We start from the raw sequence: 16,755 nt of genomic DNA, 5'->3' as shown, positions 1-16,755 counted from the left end.
CTATCTATATTCATTATTCTAAGGTTTCCTATACGAAAGGACAGATACAGTTCTTTGTGAAAAAAAATATAACAGACTATAACAGATTTGCCATTTTTAACGCCCAAAAGCGGTCAGACTGATATCAAGTAGTATAAAAAAGCATGAGGAGATTGTTTTGCCTCCCCATGCTTTAACTGATTAAGGGATTAAACTTTCGTTTCTTTTTTTGCATTCATCCAACGATACAACACTGGTAATAGCACCAAGGTCAATAACGTCGAAGAAATAATTCCACCAATCACCACGGTCGCCAGTGGACGTTGAACCTCTGCTCCTGTGCCCGTGGCAAGCGCCATTGGGACAAAACCTAAAGACGCTACACAAGCGGTCATTAAAACAGGCCTTAATCGCAAAATCGCTCCCTGCCAAACGGCTTCATGTAAGCGGTATTGCCCTCTTAGCTCTTTAATGAAGGTCAGCATGACCAAACCATTTAAGACGGCAACCCCAGACAAGGCAATGAAACCAATACCCGCCGACATTGACAAAGGAATGTCTCTTAACCACAAGAAAAGCACACCACCAGTTAGGGCAAATGGAACGCCAGTGAAGACCAGCAAGCTTTCTTTGATGTTATGGAAAACGGCCATCAGCAAAATAAAGATCGTCAATAATGCCAGTGGAATCACAATCTGCATTCGAGCCTGCGCTGAGGCCAAGTTTTCAAATTGACCACCATACTCAATCCAGTATCCACTTGGTAACGGATATTGCTTAAGCTGATTTTGTAGCTCTGTGACAAAAGAGCCCAAATCACGCCCTTCCACATTCGCCGTGACAATCACACGACGTTTGCCATTTTCACGGCTGACTTGGTTAATGCCATCCATCATTTTTACAGTGGCAATATCGGTGAGCAGAATGCTGCCACCATTTGGAAGCTGTATTGGCAGTTGCGCAATCCCATTGACACTACGATCTTGCTCACTGAGTCGAATCACAAAGTCAAAACGGCGGTCGCCCTGTAAAATTTCACCGACATTTTGTCCGCCAATGCTTGCTGACACATAGTCTTGTATGGTTTTGACACTTAGGCCGTATTGAGCCGCCAAGCTTTTATCAATTTCCACATTGAGCAAAGGTAAACCCGACGTTTGTTCAACTTTAACGGCGGTACTGCCTGAAACCTGTTGAATCAATTTACTGATTTTTTCAGCTTCCGCATTTAACACTTGCATGTCATCGCCAAAGATTTTGACACCGACATCACTACGTACACCCGATATTAACTCATTGAAACGCAGTTCAATTGGCTGAGAAAACTCACTGTTGTTCCCGGGCAATGTAGCTAAATAGGCCTGCATACGGCTACGCATTTCATCGAGTGTTTCTTTTGGATTTGGCCATGCATCACGGGGTTTCAGCATGACGTAACCATCTGAAATATTCGGTGGCATCACATCGGTCGCCACTTCAGCCGTGCCTGTTCGCGCAAAAATAGCCTGTATTTCAGGGAATTTCTTCAGAAGTAGCTTTTCCGTATTTTCCTGAATACGAAGTGATTCTTCTAAGCCTGTGCTTGGAGAGCGCAGTTGCTGTACAGCAAAGTCACCTTCACTCAGTTGCGGTGCAAACTCACTGCCGATACGTGTTGCAAGTAATCCCGTCAACACCAATAAGCACAGTGCGAAGGTCAAAACCACCGCTTTATACTGATAGGTACAGTCCAATACTCGCTGATATCGCTCTTTTAGCCACAGCATCCAACGGCTTTCAGTTTCTTTAATGTCACCTTTGACAAAAAGTGCGACAGCCGCAGGTACAAAGCTGATCGACAAAATAATAGCTGCAACGAGTGCAAGTACAACAGTCAAAGCCATTGGGTGGAACATTTTTGCCTCTACACCAGTCAGTGCAAAAATCGGTAAATACACCACTAAAATAATCAGCTGACCAAAAATGAGTGGACGGCGGGCTTGACGCGCTGCCAAAAACACTTCTTTAAAACGTTCCGACTGAGTCAACGGTCGTTTGAGTAACTGCTGGGCATGGGCTAAACGGCGAATACAGTTTTCAACAATTACCACTGCACCGTCGACAATAATCCCGAAATCCAATGCCCCTAAACTCATCAGGTTGGCACTGATGTTCTGCTGTGCCATACCCGTTAAAGTAAACAGCATAGACAGTGGAATCACACAGGCTGTAATTAACGCCGCACGAATATTACCTAAGAATAAAAAGAGGATCACAATCACCAAGATTGCGCCTTCAACCAAGTTCTTTTGCACCGTTTTAATGGCTTTTTCCACCAAAGTCGTGCGGTCATAAACCGTTTCTATTGTGACACCTTGCGGTAAACTGCTTTGCACCTCCTGAATTTTGGCATCTACAGCTTTAGACACCGTTCGACTATTTTCCCCCATCATCATCATAGCGATGCCGAGTACAGTTTCTTCGCCGTTATAGGTTGCTCCTCCTGTTCGGAGGTCATGATCAATTGAAACCTGCGCAATATCCGCGACACGAATGGGGTTCCCATTTGGGCTGGCAACCGTTGTATTTTCAATGTCTGCAAGACTGTTGAGTGTCCCCGGAACACGGACTGTGAGCTGCTGACCATTTTCCTCAATATAACCAGCGCCACGGTTTTCATTATTTTCCTGTAAAGCAGTTTGTAGTTGGCTTAAGGAAATATTCAACTGTTGCATACGGTTTAAGTCGGGAGCAACCACATAGGTTTTATTAAACCCGCCAATACTGTTGACCTCGGCAACCCCCGCAACACGTTGCAATTGTGGACGAACGATCCAATCTTGGATCTCCCGCAAGTCCATCGCGCTATAAGCCGTACCATCCACTTTTTTGGCATTCGGTTCAGCTTTAATGACCCATTGATAAATTTCACCTAAACCCGTCGAAACTGGTGACATGGTTGGGGAAACATCGCTAGGTAAGTCCGCTTTGACCTCTTGCACCCGTTGATTAATCTGCTGACGTGCCCAATAGATGTCTGTGCCATCCTCAAATACAATAGTGACTTGGGACAAACCATAGCGTGAAATAGATCGAGTCAGCTGTAAATCTGGAATACCCGCCATTGCAGTTTCAATTGGATAGGTAATCCGCTGCTCAACCTCCAATGCGGTAAAACCATTGGCTTGGGTATTAATTTGTACTTGCGTATTGGTAATATCGGGCACTGCATCAATCGGCAGTTTTTGATAGCTATAAACCCCGACCGCAATCCATGTACAGACAAAGAGCATGACCCAAATTGCATTTTGAATAGAGAACTGAATAATTCGTTCAAACAAACCCTCAGGCTTGGGTAAATCATGATTAGTGTGCATGATCAGCCTCGCCTTTTTCTAATTCAGACTTAAGAACAAAGCTGCCTTGACTGACATAGCGTTGTCCTGCTGTTAGGCCTGAAATCACTTCCACCCATTGAACATCATTTGAAGCTTGCCCAAGTTGAACGGGCTGCGCTTTCAAATGCACTTGTCCTTTTTGTTCAGCGTCGACCACAAATACCGAAGTTTGACCTTCAATGTTTTGAATAGCACTTTTATGGACGCGAAGTGCTGTTTTTGAACTGGTATTGTCTAAAAAGATATTCACTAAAACATTTGGACGTAGTTCAGCCGCTTGGCTTTTTAATTTAGCACGTACCACCAAGCGTCCTGTTTGTGCATCGGCTTGAGAGGTTAAGCTTTGGATAATGGCTTCATATTTTTGTTCAGAAGCATTCGGCTTAAATGTCAGACTCTGATTGGCTTGTAACTGACCTGAGTACTGAGCAGGCAGATTAAACTCAAGCCATAACTCTTTAAATTGTTCAATCACAAAAAGCTGATCGGCCAATTGTACGTTTTCACCCACTACGATATCTTTTTGGCTAATCACACCTGAAATGGGTGCTTTAATGGCAAAACGACCATTTACTCCACCTGTTGCCCCTAGGGCGTTTAAGCGGCTTTGCACCGATTGCACAGTAATCTGCGCTTGTCGGTAAGCATTTTCTGCCCGTTGGTAATCCTGCTTGGCGGAAATGCCCTGTGACCATAACTGCTGTTCACGTTGATAATCTTGACGTGCCAAATCCAAACTGGCTTGAGCCATCCGCAAATTGGCCTGTTGATCAATCAGTTCTGGGACGGACAGTACAGCTAAGGTTTGTCCTTTTTGTACGTTTTGACCAAGTTCAACATTCACCTGTTCCACATGCCCACCAAAGTTTGGCGAAATATGTGCTTGCTGATCGGTATTAACCACAAGCTTTCCAGGCAGAACGGTAACTTGAGACACCACGCCTTGTTGAGCTGAAGCGATTTGAATGCCTTGCTCTGTCAGTTGCTGTGCCGTCAGTTGAATTTCACCTTCCTCGGCATGTCCTTTTTCTGCCTCGGGCTCATCCGAATGTTCAGATTCTTCATGCGCATGTTCATCAGTGGTTGTATCTTTCGAGCTAAACCAAATTCCAACAGCGATGAGAAATGTAATGAGGAGCAAAAGCCCAATCATCAATGGCTGTGATATTTTTCCAAATTGGTTTTTTAGTTGCATATTATTGTGCTCCGCCAAGGATGAGGTCTTGTATTTGTGCGATTGAATTTTTACTGATTTGGCTATAAGCATCTGAACTACTGATCTGCTCATAGCTAGTACCGAGGCTGAGTGCTTCTGCGCTCAATGCAGTCTGCCAAGCTTGACGTAATAACTGCAACTGCCCAAGGCGTATGCTTTGCAGCTGTAAGTTGGCTTGTTGAATGTCGGTAATGGACAGCTTTCCCGCTTTAAAACCTTGCAGCGTGCGGACTTGCACTTGTTCTGCCAAAGACGTTTGTTGACTCATCGAACTAAACTGTTTATTTAGTCCTTTGAGTTCATGCATGGCATTGGCGATATCTAAAATTTGCTGTTTTAACTCACGCTGTTGCTGCTGATTCAACAGGCTTTGCTGACGCTGGGCCATCGGAATGCTGTATTGCTGACGGTTAAAAATATTCAGCGGAATATCCACGCCGACACCTAATGTGGTATCGCTACTTTCATTCGGTGCTTGGCTCCGTTTCATGCCGACATTTAAGGTCGGATTGGGACGTGCCTGCACTTTTAAACTTTCAATGTTTAAATTGGACTGTTGAATGTTCAGTGCATATAGCTTTTCCAACCAACCTTCAGCAATATAGCGCTGTACTGTGGCATCGCTTTGATCTGGCCATGGCATTGAGGTCGCATTGAGTTGAATATCGGCTTTGGTTTCGCCCCAAAGGTTTGAGAGTTGACGCTGTGCTACTTGTTCTGACAGTACCGCTTGTTGGTATAAGCGCTGCATATCCAAACTTTCGATTTGCGCACGTTCATAGTCAACCAAAGCAATACTGCCCGCCTGATAACGTTTTTTGGCACTGTCTAAATTGTTTTGACTCACTTTGAGTTGTGCTGCGTACAGCGATTTTTCAACTTGTGCCAAAGCCAACTGAGACCATGCAAATTTCACCACCAATTGGCTTTGTGCTGTCCACAGTTGTTGTTGTAACTGTCCTTGTTGCTGCGCTGTTTCTGCGAGTTTTTGATTAAGCTTACGCTGTCCAAAAACATCTAAGGGCTGACTGATGGCAATACTGAGCTCTTGATTGGTATTTGAACCCAAACCATCTTGATTGATATTTAAGCTAGGATTTTGCCATAGGCCACTGTTTTTGATGTTCAGCTCTGAAATGCTTTGACGCTGTTGCCCAATGTCGCTTTGGTTTTGATAGCGCTCTACTTTTGCTAAAGCTTCATCCAAAGTCTTGATCGGTTCGGCAAAACTCCATTGCATTGCGGCTGTTGTTATGCCCACAGCAAGGGCTTGGCGTATAAACGCCTTAAATTGATTCGACATGTTTTTTCCCACTAATTTTTAGAAGAAGTGGTGGGAAATGTTTTAGGCTACCCCACCATTAGCGGGGAAAGTTCAGGAGGAGGATGTTGCCCCAATAAATCAGGGGCTTGATAGGCATTGTGCCAAAAAAACTGCGGACGCTCACGAACTTCAAACGCGAGCGGCATTTGATAGTTTATTTCTTTCGGAATAATCAAATGTGCCATTGAAGGCAAATGATCTTGATGGTCTTGATGGTCTTCACCCAATTCAAACTGATCATTTGCCGTTTGAGTATGGCTATCGGCACTGCTTTGCTGGTGTGCCTTATCATCAGACACACACAAGGTGGTTTGATGATGCCCAAAATGAAAATTTTGTTGCGTCACGACTTGAGTTTTTTGTTCTTCATGGACGCAAAAAGCTGCCGCCACGTTCCAAAGACTTTGGAACATGAATAAAGCAACTAAGACGCTAATCCACGTGGTAGAACGCATAATGTCGTACTGAAATAAAGTGACGCTATTGTAAAGCCTAGACTAAGTCTAAGGTCAAGTCTTTTTTAATGACTATGTTCATGTTGGTGTGGATGGCATTCATCTTCTTCAATCTGCAAAGTCACTTGCGTAATCCCATGCTCATGCCCCAATAACTCCACAGCTTGGTGGTATAAAGCTCTCTGATCTACATCAGGTGCAATCAAATGCGCTGTTAAATGCACATTCTTAGAGGTAATGGCCCAAACTTTAAGCTGGTGAATACCTTGTACACCCTCTAAAGCCAGCAAATCATTGCGTAAAGATTCGATATCAATTTCACTTGGTACACCTTCGAGCAAAATATTGATACTTTGTTTCAGTAGCACCCAAGTTCTAGGTAAGACCCAAAAGCCAATCAACACCGCAATAACGGTATCTACCCACATCCAACCTGTGAAATAAATCACCAGTGCGCCAATGATCACACCCACAGAGCCCAAGGCATCACTGAGCACTTCAAGATAAGCCCCTTTCACATTTAAGCTGTCTTGACTGCTCGACACCAAAATCTTCATTGAAATCAGGTTAATGATTAAACCCAGAACCGCAACAACCAACATACCCAAGCTTTGAATTTCAGGTGGCTGACTAAAACGCTGATAGGCTTCATATAAAATGTAAATGGCTACCACAAACAACATCATGGCATTAAACAAAGCTGCCAAGATTTCAAACCGTTGATAGCCAAAAGTACGTTTATCATCGGCAGGTTTTTGCCCAATTTTGATGGCTGCTAAAGCAATCGCTAAAGCAGCGGCATCGGTAAACATATGCGCTGCATCGGACAGTAAGGCCAAGCTTTGCGTGATAAATCCTGCGACCACTTCTACAATTAAGAAGGTAAACGTCAGGGCAAGTGCGATGGTTAATTTCTTGGCATTTTTTGCAGTCACTTCAACATGACTGTGATCATGGTTATGAGAACCACTCATGTAGGACTCCTTATCATTTTATTTAACGGAATGCTTTAGCATTGAAATCGAAGCTTTTTTTAATTTAAAAATTACTCGATTTAGTATACTCGGTTAAAACAATAAAATCATCTTTCATGTGAATACGTCTTTATTTACGGCGTTTTTTCCCTGTCAAAAAGCTCATGGCCTGCGTATAGCCTGTTGGTGTAATACGCTGTACCAGATCGATAATTTTGGCATCTGTTCCAATTAAGACACGGCGCTCATCTTTTTTTACAGCCTTTAAAATGGCCTGTGCTGCCACATCTGGCGGGGTTTTAAGCATTTTATTGAAAGAACGGCTAGCACGCTCTGGGTTCATACCCAGCGCACGAATACTGTCACTCATTCGAGCACTATTGGCAATATTGGTACGTATCCCACCCGGGTGAACACAAGTTGCACTGACACCACAGTTTTCTAGGTCTAGTTCTTGGCGTAGTGCCTCGGTAAAACCACGGACAGCAAACTTTGTCGCATTATAGGCACTCTGAGTAGGTTGAGCAGTGAGCCCAAATAGACTTGAAATATTCACAATATGCCCAGAGCCACTTTGTTTTAAGTAGGGTAAAAAAGCTTTGGTTCCATACACCACACCCCAAAAGTTGATGTTGAAAATCCACTCGGCATCTTCATAGCTCAGACCTTCAACAGTACTCGCTAACGCGACCCCTGCATTATTAAAAACTAAATTGACCTGCCCGAAATCCTGCTCACACTGCTTTGCCCAATCCTCTACTGCTTTACGGTCTGAAACGTTCAGTTTTGTGAGCGTGACTGAAACAGGATAATCTTTGACGTGGTTTAAGGTTTCCGCCAAACCTTGTTCATTGAGATCACTGAGTGCCAAATGTGTACCTTGTTTAGCCAGTTGAATCGCCAACTGCTGCCCAATGCCTGAACCTGCGCCTGTGATCGCTGCCACTTTATTTTCAAAATTTTTCATAATGCTCTCTAAATATCGTTTTAAACTTAAACGCCATGCTGAAGGTTCAAGTACTTTAGTTCTACGCAGACAAGGTCTATTTTAGTTAATGTACAAAAATTACAGTCATGAATGAAATGATCATTTCTAATGATTCAGTATGTATAAAATTCATGAGTGGTATTTTAAATATAAGATCATTTTTAATTTTCTTGTATTTTCAAGTGATAGGACTCTGAAAACAAGTTACTGATATCTACATAGTGTGTCACATAGGCTTTAGACTATAACAGTCCTGAGCAATTCTGCTTCATCTGTTATATTTTTTTAATCTTGTTTTTGTACCTGTTTCATCAGTCGTTTGCTTTACATAATGTACTCATCACCTCAGTTGAGTGCAGTAACCATGAAAGATCTAGACTCAAAAAAACCAGCAAAATATGCAGATAGTTCAATTTCAGATAAAGCATTTAAAAACATGATTATCTGGTTCGCGATTTACTGTGGGCTTTTTTGTATAGGTGTGATTTTCTTTGTCGGTGCAGATCAAAACTACCTTCTTCAATAAGAATCTGAAGTTTGCTGCACTAATATCAACATCTAAATTCGGGCCTCAAAATTAAACTCCACGAGAAAATACACTTTGGAGATTAAACCTAGACATGGGTTTAATCTCTATTTTTTTGAGTTGAAGACTAGTAAAACGGCAGTTACATTACATTTTGAATGGTTAATGTCATTACAAATGAATGACAGGGGCTGTGTAAAGATCAGACTTCAAGCCCAAATCACTAAAAATGCAGCAACCACCACCAATACAATACCGAGATGTTCAGCACGTGCCAGCTTTTCTTTAAAGAAGTAGGCTGAAATCAACATACTAAAAATAATCTCAACCTGCCCCAAAGTTTTTACAATGGGCACTGACTGCATACTCATGGCACTAAACCAACCCAGTGACGCCAAAAAACTACATAAGCTGACACGAAATGTAAGTCCAATACGCTGCCACATGGCCCATAATGTTGCACGGCGAAATATACCCAAATACATTAAAAGTAAACAGCACTGTGTCCCAATCACCATTAAGAGCACCCAAGCTGCACGGTGAATAAACGGTAAATTATCTAGTTCTAAACTGGCCTCACGTACCAAGAGCGAGGTAATGGCAAAACATAAACCACTACCGATACCTATACACAAGGTTTGCACCGAAAAATCAGAAAAGTCCCGCCCTTTGGACATTAAAAAAACTGCGAAGCCTCCGACAGCAACCCCAAACCAGCCTAAAAGGCTTAAATGATCGGATAAAAAGAGCACGGCAATAATCGCGGCAAGTACTGCTTCACTTTTAGCAAGACCCACTCCAATTGCATAATTTTTTTGCTTAAAAAGTTGCACCATCAATGCTGTTGCTGCAATTTGGCTCAACGCCGCAATAAGCACATAGATAGCAAAACGGAGATTGAAATGGACGGAATCTGTCACAGGTTGGAAATGGTAAAGACAACTGATGTAAAGCAGTGCTAAAGGTAAAGCAAAAATGAACCGCGCTAGAGTCACTCCATAAACATCTACAGTAGTACTGAGTTGCTTTTGAAAAGCGTTGCGCCAAGCCTGCATAAAAGCGGCCATAAGCGTAAAAAGAATCCATGTTATTGTCATCAAGTACTCTATATACAGTTACTTACCTCACCTAATGTAACCCGTTGATGGCAACACATGTGCTTTATTTTCATGACTTATTCTTATGTGACAAATAACTTAAGTTCTGATGAAACTTCGACTATTGCATTACATGTATATAGTCAAATCATTATAAAACCAATACAATGGTGCAATGAGTTATTCAGAACATTTTAGACGTAAAATTTTAGCTAAGCTTGAGGAAGGTTATTCTATTCGAGCGGTAGCTGCACAATTTGAAATTAATAAAAATACCATTGTTGAATGGAAGAAACGTATAGAGATTAAAAAAACTCGTGTACGTAAACCTTCTAAAATTAACGATGATGCTTTACGTGAAGATGTTGAAAAGTATCCTGATGCTTATCAATATGAACGTGCTGCACGTTTTAATTGTGGTGTTTCATCTATTGGTGCTGCATTAAAGCGCTTAAATATTACAGTTAAAAAAAGACGTTAAGCCATCCTAAAGCAGATACAAAGCTTAGGGATAAATTTATTCTGCAAGTGAATGAATTAGAAAAAAACCATCCGATTATTTATCTGGATGAAAGTGGTTTTAAGTCACATGATTATAGACCTCATGGCTACTCACGAAAAGGAGTACCCTGTTTAGGGCAATATAATTGGCAATTAAAGAATCAGACCAATGCCATTGGAGCAATCCATGAGAGTAAGTTATTTTCAGTCGGTTTATTTGACTGCAAAATCAATTCAGATGTTTTTCATTTTTGGATTGAGCAATTCCTCATACCAGCATTACCAGAAAATAGTGTAGTGGTTATGGATAATGCAGCATTTCATAAAAGAGCAGATATTCAGGAGTTATTGGAACAACAAGGGCATAAAATTCTTTGGCTTCCTGCATACAGCCCTGATTTAAATCCTATAGAACACATGTGGGCATGGGTTAAACGTAAGCGTAAAGAATGGTTGATCGACTCAGTCGATGAGTTATTTCGAGTTTTTTTCGAATCTTGTATGAATAATAAAGTAGTTTGACTATAACATCTTCTCAAAACTGAGTATCGAGTAAATTAAACGGCAAAACATAAAAAGCCGAAGGGGGGTATCCTTCGGCTTCTATGTGAAATTTCACTTCGATCTATACATATCAAAGTGAAAACCGGTTATCACTTCAAGTATTAGAAGTTATAAATCGCAACCAAGTTCACACGGTTGTCTTCACCTTTTTTACTACCATTTGCCGCAGGTGCAAACGCTTCACGCTCACCGTAGACATACTCGACACCAAGGCTAACAGGCTGAACTGGGCTATAGAATAAATTACCCCATGCTTGCCATAAGTTTTTATTGATTTTGGTATCATCAGCTACAGCATCAACGTAGTCCTGATTTTTATCAAAAGTCATATAACCATAAGCCAAAGTGCCACGTAATTTGTCATTAAACTTCTGTGTTAAACCGACAGTAATTGAGTCAAATTCACTTTGTTCAATACTTGTGCCTGTTGCAACTACACCAGGGTTTGTAAAGGATACAAAGCTGCTATCACCTTTGACATGGTAGTAGTCGGCTTTTACAGAAGTTACAGGGGTGATGTCAAATTTGGCACCAACACCTACGCCATACGCCCACTCTTCTTGATTTTGAATACGTTTTTCATGCGCCATTGCACGTCCACTGACTGAAAGTGCATCATTAAACTTATGATTCAGTCGTCCTGTAAATGCAGGCATACGTTGGCTCATGCTGGCATCTTTCGGGTCTTCAACTGCCGCGACTAAGTTAGTATTTGGCGTGAATTTATGGGTATAACGCACTTGAGGTGTACGTTTAATTGAAGCACCCACATAAGCCAAAGCATCAATCGTTTCAGGGATATAGTCTGGAGTCGCAAAGTTTGACCACGTTTGACCAATTAACCAGTTACCATAGTTTAAATACGCATGACGAATACGTAAATTATCAAGGTTTGCACCGCCTAAAAAGTCGACCTCAATTTTGGCATTTAAGTTCTGATCGGCGACTGGTGCTTTAAAGTCCAAACCTAATCGCGTTGCTGAAAGGGTTGATCTTAAACGATCGCTATTTTCAGCATTTCCTTCTAAAGGTACGCTATTGATTTGGTTATATGGCATATCACGAGCGCCACCTTCAGCCTGATACGATGCGTCCGCGCGAACATTACCGTATAAGTTGAACTCTGCCCCACCTTTGGTCAAACCTAAACCCGTTTTTTCAACTGTTTTTGGCGTCGTCAACACTTGACGTTCAACAGTGCTCAATTGAACAGCTTGCTGCTGTTGTTGCTGCGTATTCTGTTGAAGCATTTGTTTTAACGCATTAATTTCACTTCTAAGTTGCTCAATCTCTGCCGTCGTATTGGTTTGTGCGTGTAATGCTGCACTACTTAACATGGATAAAGTTACAACTAAAACGTTCTTCTTAAATTGTTTCATTCAACACGGGTCCTGTGTATTTAAGTCTGTCCTGACTTTTACTCTTTAATATTTAGCTCTCTTTTTCATCGCTGTTTTCTAACGCAATGCATTTCTTTTAATACTTTAAAATGAAACTTTTTATCGCATTAAAAATCGCGTTAAAAAACAACTTATAAAAAGCAAATTGATTTTAACAGTTCATACAGTTTTTGAAATGAGCCTACTACTAATGCACTAGACTCATGGGTTCAGTATTATTTAATTGGCTGTGGATTTAACTGCATCAAACACTTGTTTTGATTTGGTTTTTTCACCGTCTACAGACACTTTTAAGTTGACCATAAACACTGCCAAAGCCGCAATCACACCAGGTATCGCAATCACGAGAAAATTCATTTGATGTGGCAACTCAAAAGTTAACAATGCACCTGTCAGTACAGGCCCAACAATTGCGCCAATGCGTCCTATGCCTGAAGCCCAGCCCATACCTGTAGAGCGTACTGCAGTTGGATAGAACTGTGCGACAAAGGTATACAGTAGAATTTGTGAGCCAATAGTTGCTGCGCCTGCAATCGCAATTAAACCGTACAGCACCATTTGTGGACTGTTGAAACCGAGTAGAATCAGCGCAATAGCACCCAAGGTGAACATGGTTGTCAAAACTGGTTTTAAGTGGAAACGGTCTGCGAGCGCACCACCGCCAATCGCTCCAACCATACCGCCAATATTTAAAGCAAATAAGAAAATCATACTTGTACCAAGCGAATAGCCTGCTTGAATCATTAGTTTTGGTAACCAGCTTCCAAGCGCATAGACCATGAGTAAGCACATAAAGAATGCCACCCAAAACATCATGGTGCTAAAGGTACGGCCTTGTTGGAACAATGCCTTTAATGGAGCGTCATCACCAGCAACAGGTTCGTTGAGCTTAAATGTCGTTTCAGGCTGAATCGCTTGCTCCGGTGCAATTTTTTGCACAATTTCACGGACTTTTTCAGTTTCGCCTTTTTTAGTCAGGAACATCAACGACTCAGGTAAAAACTTCCAAAGAATCGGCAAAGCCAGAAATGGAATGATGGCGATATAGAACATGATTTTCCAACCATAGTCTGTTACCAACCATGCCCCCAGTAAAGCTGACGTCATGCCACCAATGGCATAACCACTGAACATAACCGCCACGAGTGTGCTACGAATACGCTTCGGAGCATATTCAGTCATGAGTGCGACCACGTTTGGCATCACCCCACCAATGCCAAGTCCTGCAAGAAAACGTAAAATACCAAACTCAATAGGATTGCTTGAAAATGCGCCTAGAAAGGTGAAACCACTAAAAATAGCCACACAAATCATAATGGTCTTTTTACGGCCCAATTTGTCAGACAACGTACCAAAGCTCATTGCACCGAACATCATGCCAAACAAGGCTGTACTCGCAAGCAAGCCTGCTTGTACTGCACTGAGTCCCCACTCTTGCATCAGAAGTGGCAGTGCCACGCCATAGATGACTAAATCATAACCGTCAAAAATAATAATCAGTAGACACCAAATGAGTACACTCCAATGAAAGGGTGTAAATTTGGCTTCATCGACCACCGTGTTGATGTTAACTGGATTTGTATTCACTTTAAGCCTCCTGCTTGCGAATGTTTGTTGCTGTGCACATTGCAGCAAAAGTAGCTTTCTTGTCCAAAACCGAATAACTCTATATTTATACCTTTAAGGTCGGTTAAGGTTTTTATTGTTTTAAATAAATAGCTTATATAAGCCATAATTTCAGTGAGAGACAGAAAATAAGCAAAACTAAGCGAAAATGACTATAAAAAAAGCCATCCGCAAGGATGGCTGAAATGGTTCGTTTTAAAATGTAGACTTTCAAAGTATCGTGGAATTTAAATCCCCAAGTTTAGATAAATGCACGATCATATTTGATCGCTTCAAGGTCATAGACCTGATAAATACAATCAAATAATGAACGAATGTCCTCGCTTTCATCCATAGAACGAATCGCCAGAAAAATGGGGCTGGTCGCTGCATCATCTAAGATTGGAATATAGTTCAAATGCGGGAGTTGAATGGTTCGTGCACTTTCAGGAACCACACAAATTCCTTCTCCAGCGGCAACTAACCCCAGTGCCAATTGTATTTCACGGACTTCTTTTAAATGTTTAGGTTCTAGTCCATATTCTGAAAACAGCCCTTGGACTTGAGTAGAAAAGTTTGGCTTGGGATGACTTGGATAAAGAAATAAGTTCTGATCGACCAAATCAGCCAAATACACGCCTTGTTTTTGCGCCGTCAAAGGATGACTAGAATGTGCCGCTAACATCAACGGTTCTTCACGTAGTAAAACCCGACGCACAGCAGGATCGGAAATGCGTAAACGTCCAAAACCAACATCAATCCGCCCTTCTTTTAAGGCCTGAATTTGGTCTTTGGTACTCATTTCAATCAATTCAATTTTTAAATGTGGCTGCTGTTGGCGAAATAAATACACAATTTTAGGCAACAACCCATATAACAACGATCCCACAAAGCCCATGGTCACCGTTTTTTCAACCAAACCTACACGCTGAGTCATAGCTTTGACTTCTTCGGCATTAGACAAAAGTTTAACAGCGTGTTGATAGAAGAATTGTCCTGCTTCCGTGGTCTTGAGTGGACGGCTGCCACGTTCAAATAATTGCACCCCCAATTCAGCCTCTAGATTTTGTATCTGGCGGCTTAAAGGAGGCTGTGCAATGAATAATTTTTCAGCAGCTTTGGTAAAACTCTGCTCTTCTACAACAGCTACATAGTAGCGGAGGTGTCTCAATTCCATGACTATTTATACCTTTAAGATATATTAAAATGCTAATTTGATCTTCGACAGTTCATATTTATTCTTTTAAGGTATATCAAATCAGGTACACAACGCAAGGCTGCGCAGAGTTAAGATGTATAAATCTATAGAAACCTTACTCGTCGAAATCCCCACTATTCGCCCACACAAAATGGCGGTAGCGACTATGCAAACGCAAACGCTTGTCTTGGTGAAAATCAGCACTGAAGATGGCTTTGTCGGTTGGGGTGAAGCGACAACAATTGGCGGACTGGGCTACGGTGAAGAAAGTCCAGAAAGCATTAAGACCAATATTGAAACTTATTTTGCACCTTTATTGAAGTCCCTTAAAGCTCAAAACATCGCACAAACTATGCGTGCTTTGAAAAAGAATATTAATGGTAACCGTTTTGCCAAATGTGCAATTCAAACGGCTCTACTCGACATCCAAGCGCAACGTTTAGATTTACCCCTTTCTGAAGTGTTAGGCGGCCGCTTACGTGACAGCTTACCTGTACTTTGGGTGTTGGCATCTGGTGACACTGAAAAAGATATTGCTGAAGGCCGAAAAATGATTGAGGCAAGACGCCACAATATTTTCAAACTTAAAATCGGTTCACGCCGTGTAGAAGAAGATGTTGAACATGTGCTTGCGATTAAACAAGCGCTGGGTTCAGACATTTCCATCCGTGTCGATGTGAACCGTGCATGGTCTGAGCTAGATGCGATTAAGGGTATTCAACTCCTACAAAATGGTGGTGTTGACCTGATTGAACAGCCGTGTGCGATCGACAACATTGATGCGATGCAGCGTTTAACACGACGTTTTGATCTTGCCATCATGGCGGATGAATCGCTCATGGGACCAAGCTCAGCCTACCGTTTAGCCAAAACCAATGCGGCCTCTGTTTTTGCAGTGAAAGTGGCTCAGTCTGGTGGACTAATCGAAGGTCATGAAGTCGCGAAGATTGCCAACTTAGCAGGCATTGATTTATATGGCGGAACCATGCTTGAAGGTGCAGTCGGCACGATTGCTTCGGCACATTTGTTCTCGACCTTTGAAAATTTAGCTTATGGCACCGAGCTATTCGGCCCACTGCTGTTAACCCAAGATATTTTAAAAACCCCACTTCAATACACTAACTTCGCTTTGCATCTACCTCAAGGCAAAGGACTCGGTATTGAACTGGATGAAAACAAGATTGATCAGCTGCGCCGCGCTTAAGCGACGTCTTAACCGTTTAGGAGTTATACATGCTTTTTCACGTACGTATGGATGTAAACATTCCACTGGATATGCCTGCTGAAACTGCCAGTGAAATTAAAGCAGTCGAAAAAGCATATTCGCAAGAGCTACAAGCTCAGGGCAAATGGCGACATATTTGGCGTATTACAGGTCAGTACTCAAACATCAGCATTTTTGATGTAGACAGCAATGAAGAGCTACACAACATTTTGCAAGGTTTACCCCTGTACCCGTATATGAACATTGAAGTGATGCCTTTGAACCGACATCCCTCTTCTATTCGCGAAGATGATCGTTAATTGGAAAAAGATTTTATGCAATTTAAT

At 41.9% G+C, this 16,755-nt stretch carries 14 protein-coding genes; 4 read left to right on the top strand and 10 right to left on the bottom strand.

Features of this window, described 5'->3' with window-relative positions; translation table 11 throughout:
- Positions 1–188: 188 nt before the first annotated feature.
- The 7 genes from AC4CU2_RS08355 to AC4CU2_RS08325 form a co-directional block, all read right to left on the bottom strand.
- The gene (locus tag AC4CU2_RS08355; RefSeq protein WP_490768635.1) at positions 189–3,335 is read right to left on the bottom strand and encodes an efflux RND transporter permease subunit; all 3,147 of its coding nucleotides are present in this window, start codon (positions 3,333–3,335) and stop codon (positions 189–191) included.
- Positions 3,325–4,551 (bottom strand): efflux RND transporter periplasmic adaptor subunit, encoded by a 1,227-nt coding sequence (locus tag AC4CU2_RS08350; protein ID WP_004693166.1) that lies wholly within the window; start codon positions 4,549–4,551, stop codon positions 3,325–3,327. The genes AC4CU2_RS08355 and AC4CU2_RS08350 overlap by 11 nt, the downstream gene beginning before the upstream one ends.
- A 1-nt stretch (position 4,552) precedes the next feature.
- Complete coding sequence (locus AC4CU2_RS08345) at positions 4,553–5,875, bottom strand: TolC family protein (RefSeq protein ID WP_004693168.1); 1,323 nt, start codon at positions 5,873–5,875, stop codon at positions 4,553–4,555.
- A gap of 47 nt (positions 5,876–5,922) precedes the next feature.
- Positions 5,923–6,351 carry a cation efflux protein, CzcI-like gene (locus AC4CU2_RS08340; protein ID WP_004693170.1) on the bottom strand — a complete coding sequence of 143 codons (429 nt, stop codon included), beginning with the start codon at positions 6,349–6,351 and terminating at the stop codon, positions 5,923–5,925.
- Positions 6,352–6,416: 65 nt separating this feature from the next.
- Entirely contained in the window at positions 6,417–7,325 is a 909-nt protein-coding gene (locus AC4CU2_RS08335; RefSeq protein WP_004693172.1) for a cation diffusion facilitator family transporter, read from the bottom strand.
- 130 nt (positions 7,326–7,455) lie between these two features.
- Positions 7,456–8,292 (bottom strand): SDR family NAD(P)-dependent oxidoreductase, encoded by an 837-nt coding sequence (locus AC4CU2_RS08330; protein ID WP_010326685.1) that lies wholly within the window; start codon positions 8,290–8,292, stop codon positions 7,456–7,458.
- A 756-nt stretch (positions 8,293–9,048) separates the two neighbouring features.
- A complete protein-coding gene (locus AC4CU2_RS08325; protein WP_490768634.1) occupies positions 9,049–9,936 on the bottom strand; it encodes an EamA family transporter in 888 nt (295 codons plus the stop codon).
- A gap of 175 nt (positions 9,937–10,111) precedes the next feature.
- On the opposite strand from AC4CU2_RS08325, the gene AC4CU2_RS08320 reads away from it, so the two are divergent.
- Both AC4CU2_RS08320 and AC4CU2_RS08315 read left to right on the top strand, forming a co-directional pair.
- Positions 10,112–10,417, top strand: a complete 306-nt coding sequence (locus AC4CU2_RS08320; RefSeq protein ID WP_000122230.1) for an IS630 transposase-related protein — start codon at positions 10,112–10,114, stop codon at positions 10,415–10,417.
- A 47-nt stretch (positions 10,418–10,464) separates the two neighbouring features.
- The gene (locus AC4CU2_RS08315; protein WP_490768633.1) at positions 10,465–10,959 is read left to right on the top strand and encodes an IS630 family transposase; all 495 of its coding nucleotides are present in this window, start codon (positions 10,465–10,467) and stop codon (positions 10,957–10,959) included.
- Positions 10,960–11,102: 143 nt separating this feature from the next.
- Here AC4CU2_RS08315 and AC4CU2_RS08310 read toward each other — a convergent pair whose 3' ends face one another.
- From AC4CU2_RS08310 to AC4CU2_RS08300, 3 genes are all read right to left on the bottom strand, one after another.
- On the bottom strand, positions 11,103–12,380 hold the full coding sequence (locus tag AC4CU2_RS08310) for a DcaP family trimeric outer membrane transporter (RefSeq protein WP_490768632.1): 1,278 nt from the start codon (positions 12,378–12,380) through the stop codon (positions 11,103–11,105).
- A gap of 240 nt (positions 12,381–12,620) precedes the next feature.
- The gene (locus AC4CU2_RS08305) at positions 12,621–13,988 is read right to left on the bottom strand and encodes an MFS transporter (protein WP_490768631.1); all 1,368 of its coding nucleotides are present in this window, start codon (positions 13,986–13,988) and stop codon (positions 12,621–12,623) included.
- A gap of 280 nt (positions 13,989–14,268) precedes the next feature.
- Positions 14,269–15,183, bottom strand: a complete 915-nt coding sequence (locus AC4CU2_RS08300; RefSeq protein WP_004979722.1) for a LysR family transcriptional regulator — start codon at positions 15,181–15,183, stop codon at positions 14,269–14,271.
- Positions 15,184–15,298: 115 nt separating this feature from the next.
- Between AC4CU2_RS08300 and AC4CU2_RS08295 the strand changes: the two genes are divergently transcribed.
- On the top strand, positions 15,299–16,408 hold the full coding sequence (locus AC4CU2_RS08295) for a muconate/chloromuconate family cycloisomerase (RefSeq protein ID WP_490768630.1): 1,110 nt from the start codon (positions 15,299–15,301) through the stop codon (positions 16,406–16,408).
- A gap of 29 nt (positions 16,409–16,437) precedes the next feature.
- The gene (gene catC / locus AC4CU2_RS08290; protein WP_005399484.1) at positions 16,438–16,728 is read left to right on the top strand and encodes a muconolactone Delta-isomerase; all 291 of its coding nucleotides are present in this window, start codon (positions 16,438–16,440) and stop codon (positions 16,726–16,728) included.
- The last annotated feature ends 27 nt before the right edge of the window (positions 16,729–16,755 follow it).

Source organism: Acinetobacter sp. 797_lipA (assembly GCF_058243025.1).
Note: the sequence above shows the minus strand (reverse complement) of the source record. Positions and strands in the feature narration are given on the sequence as shown.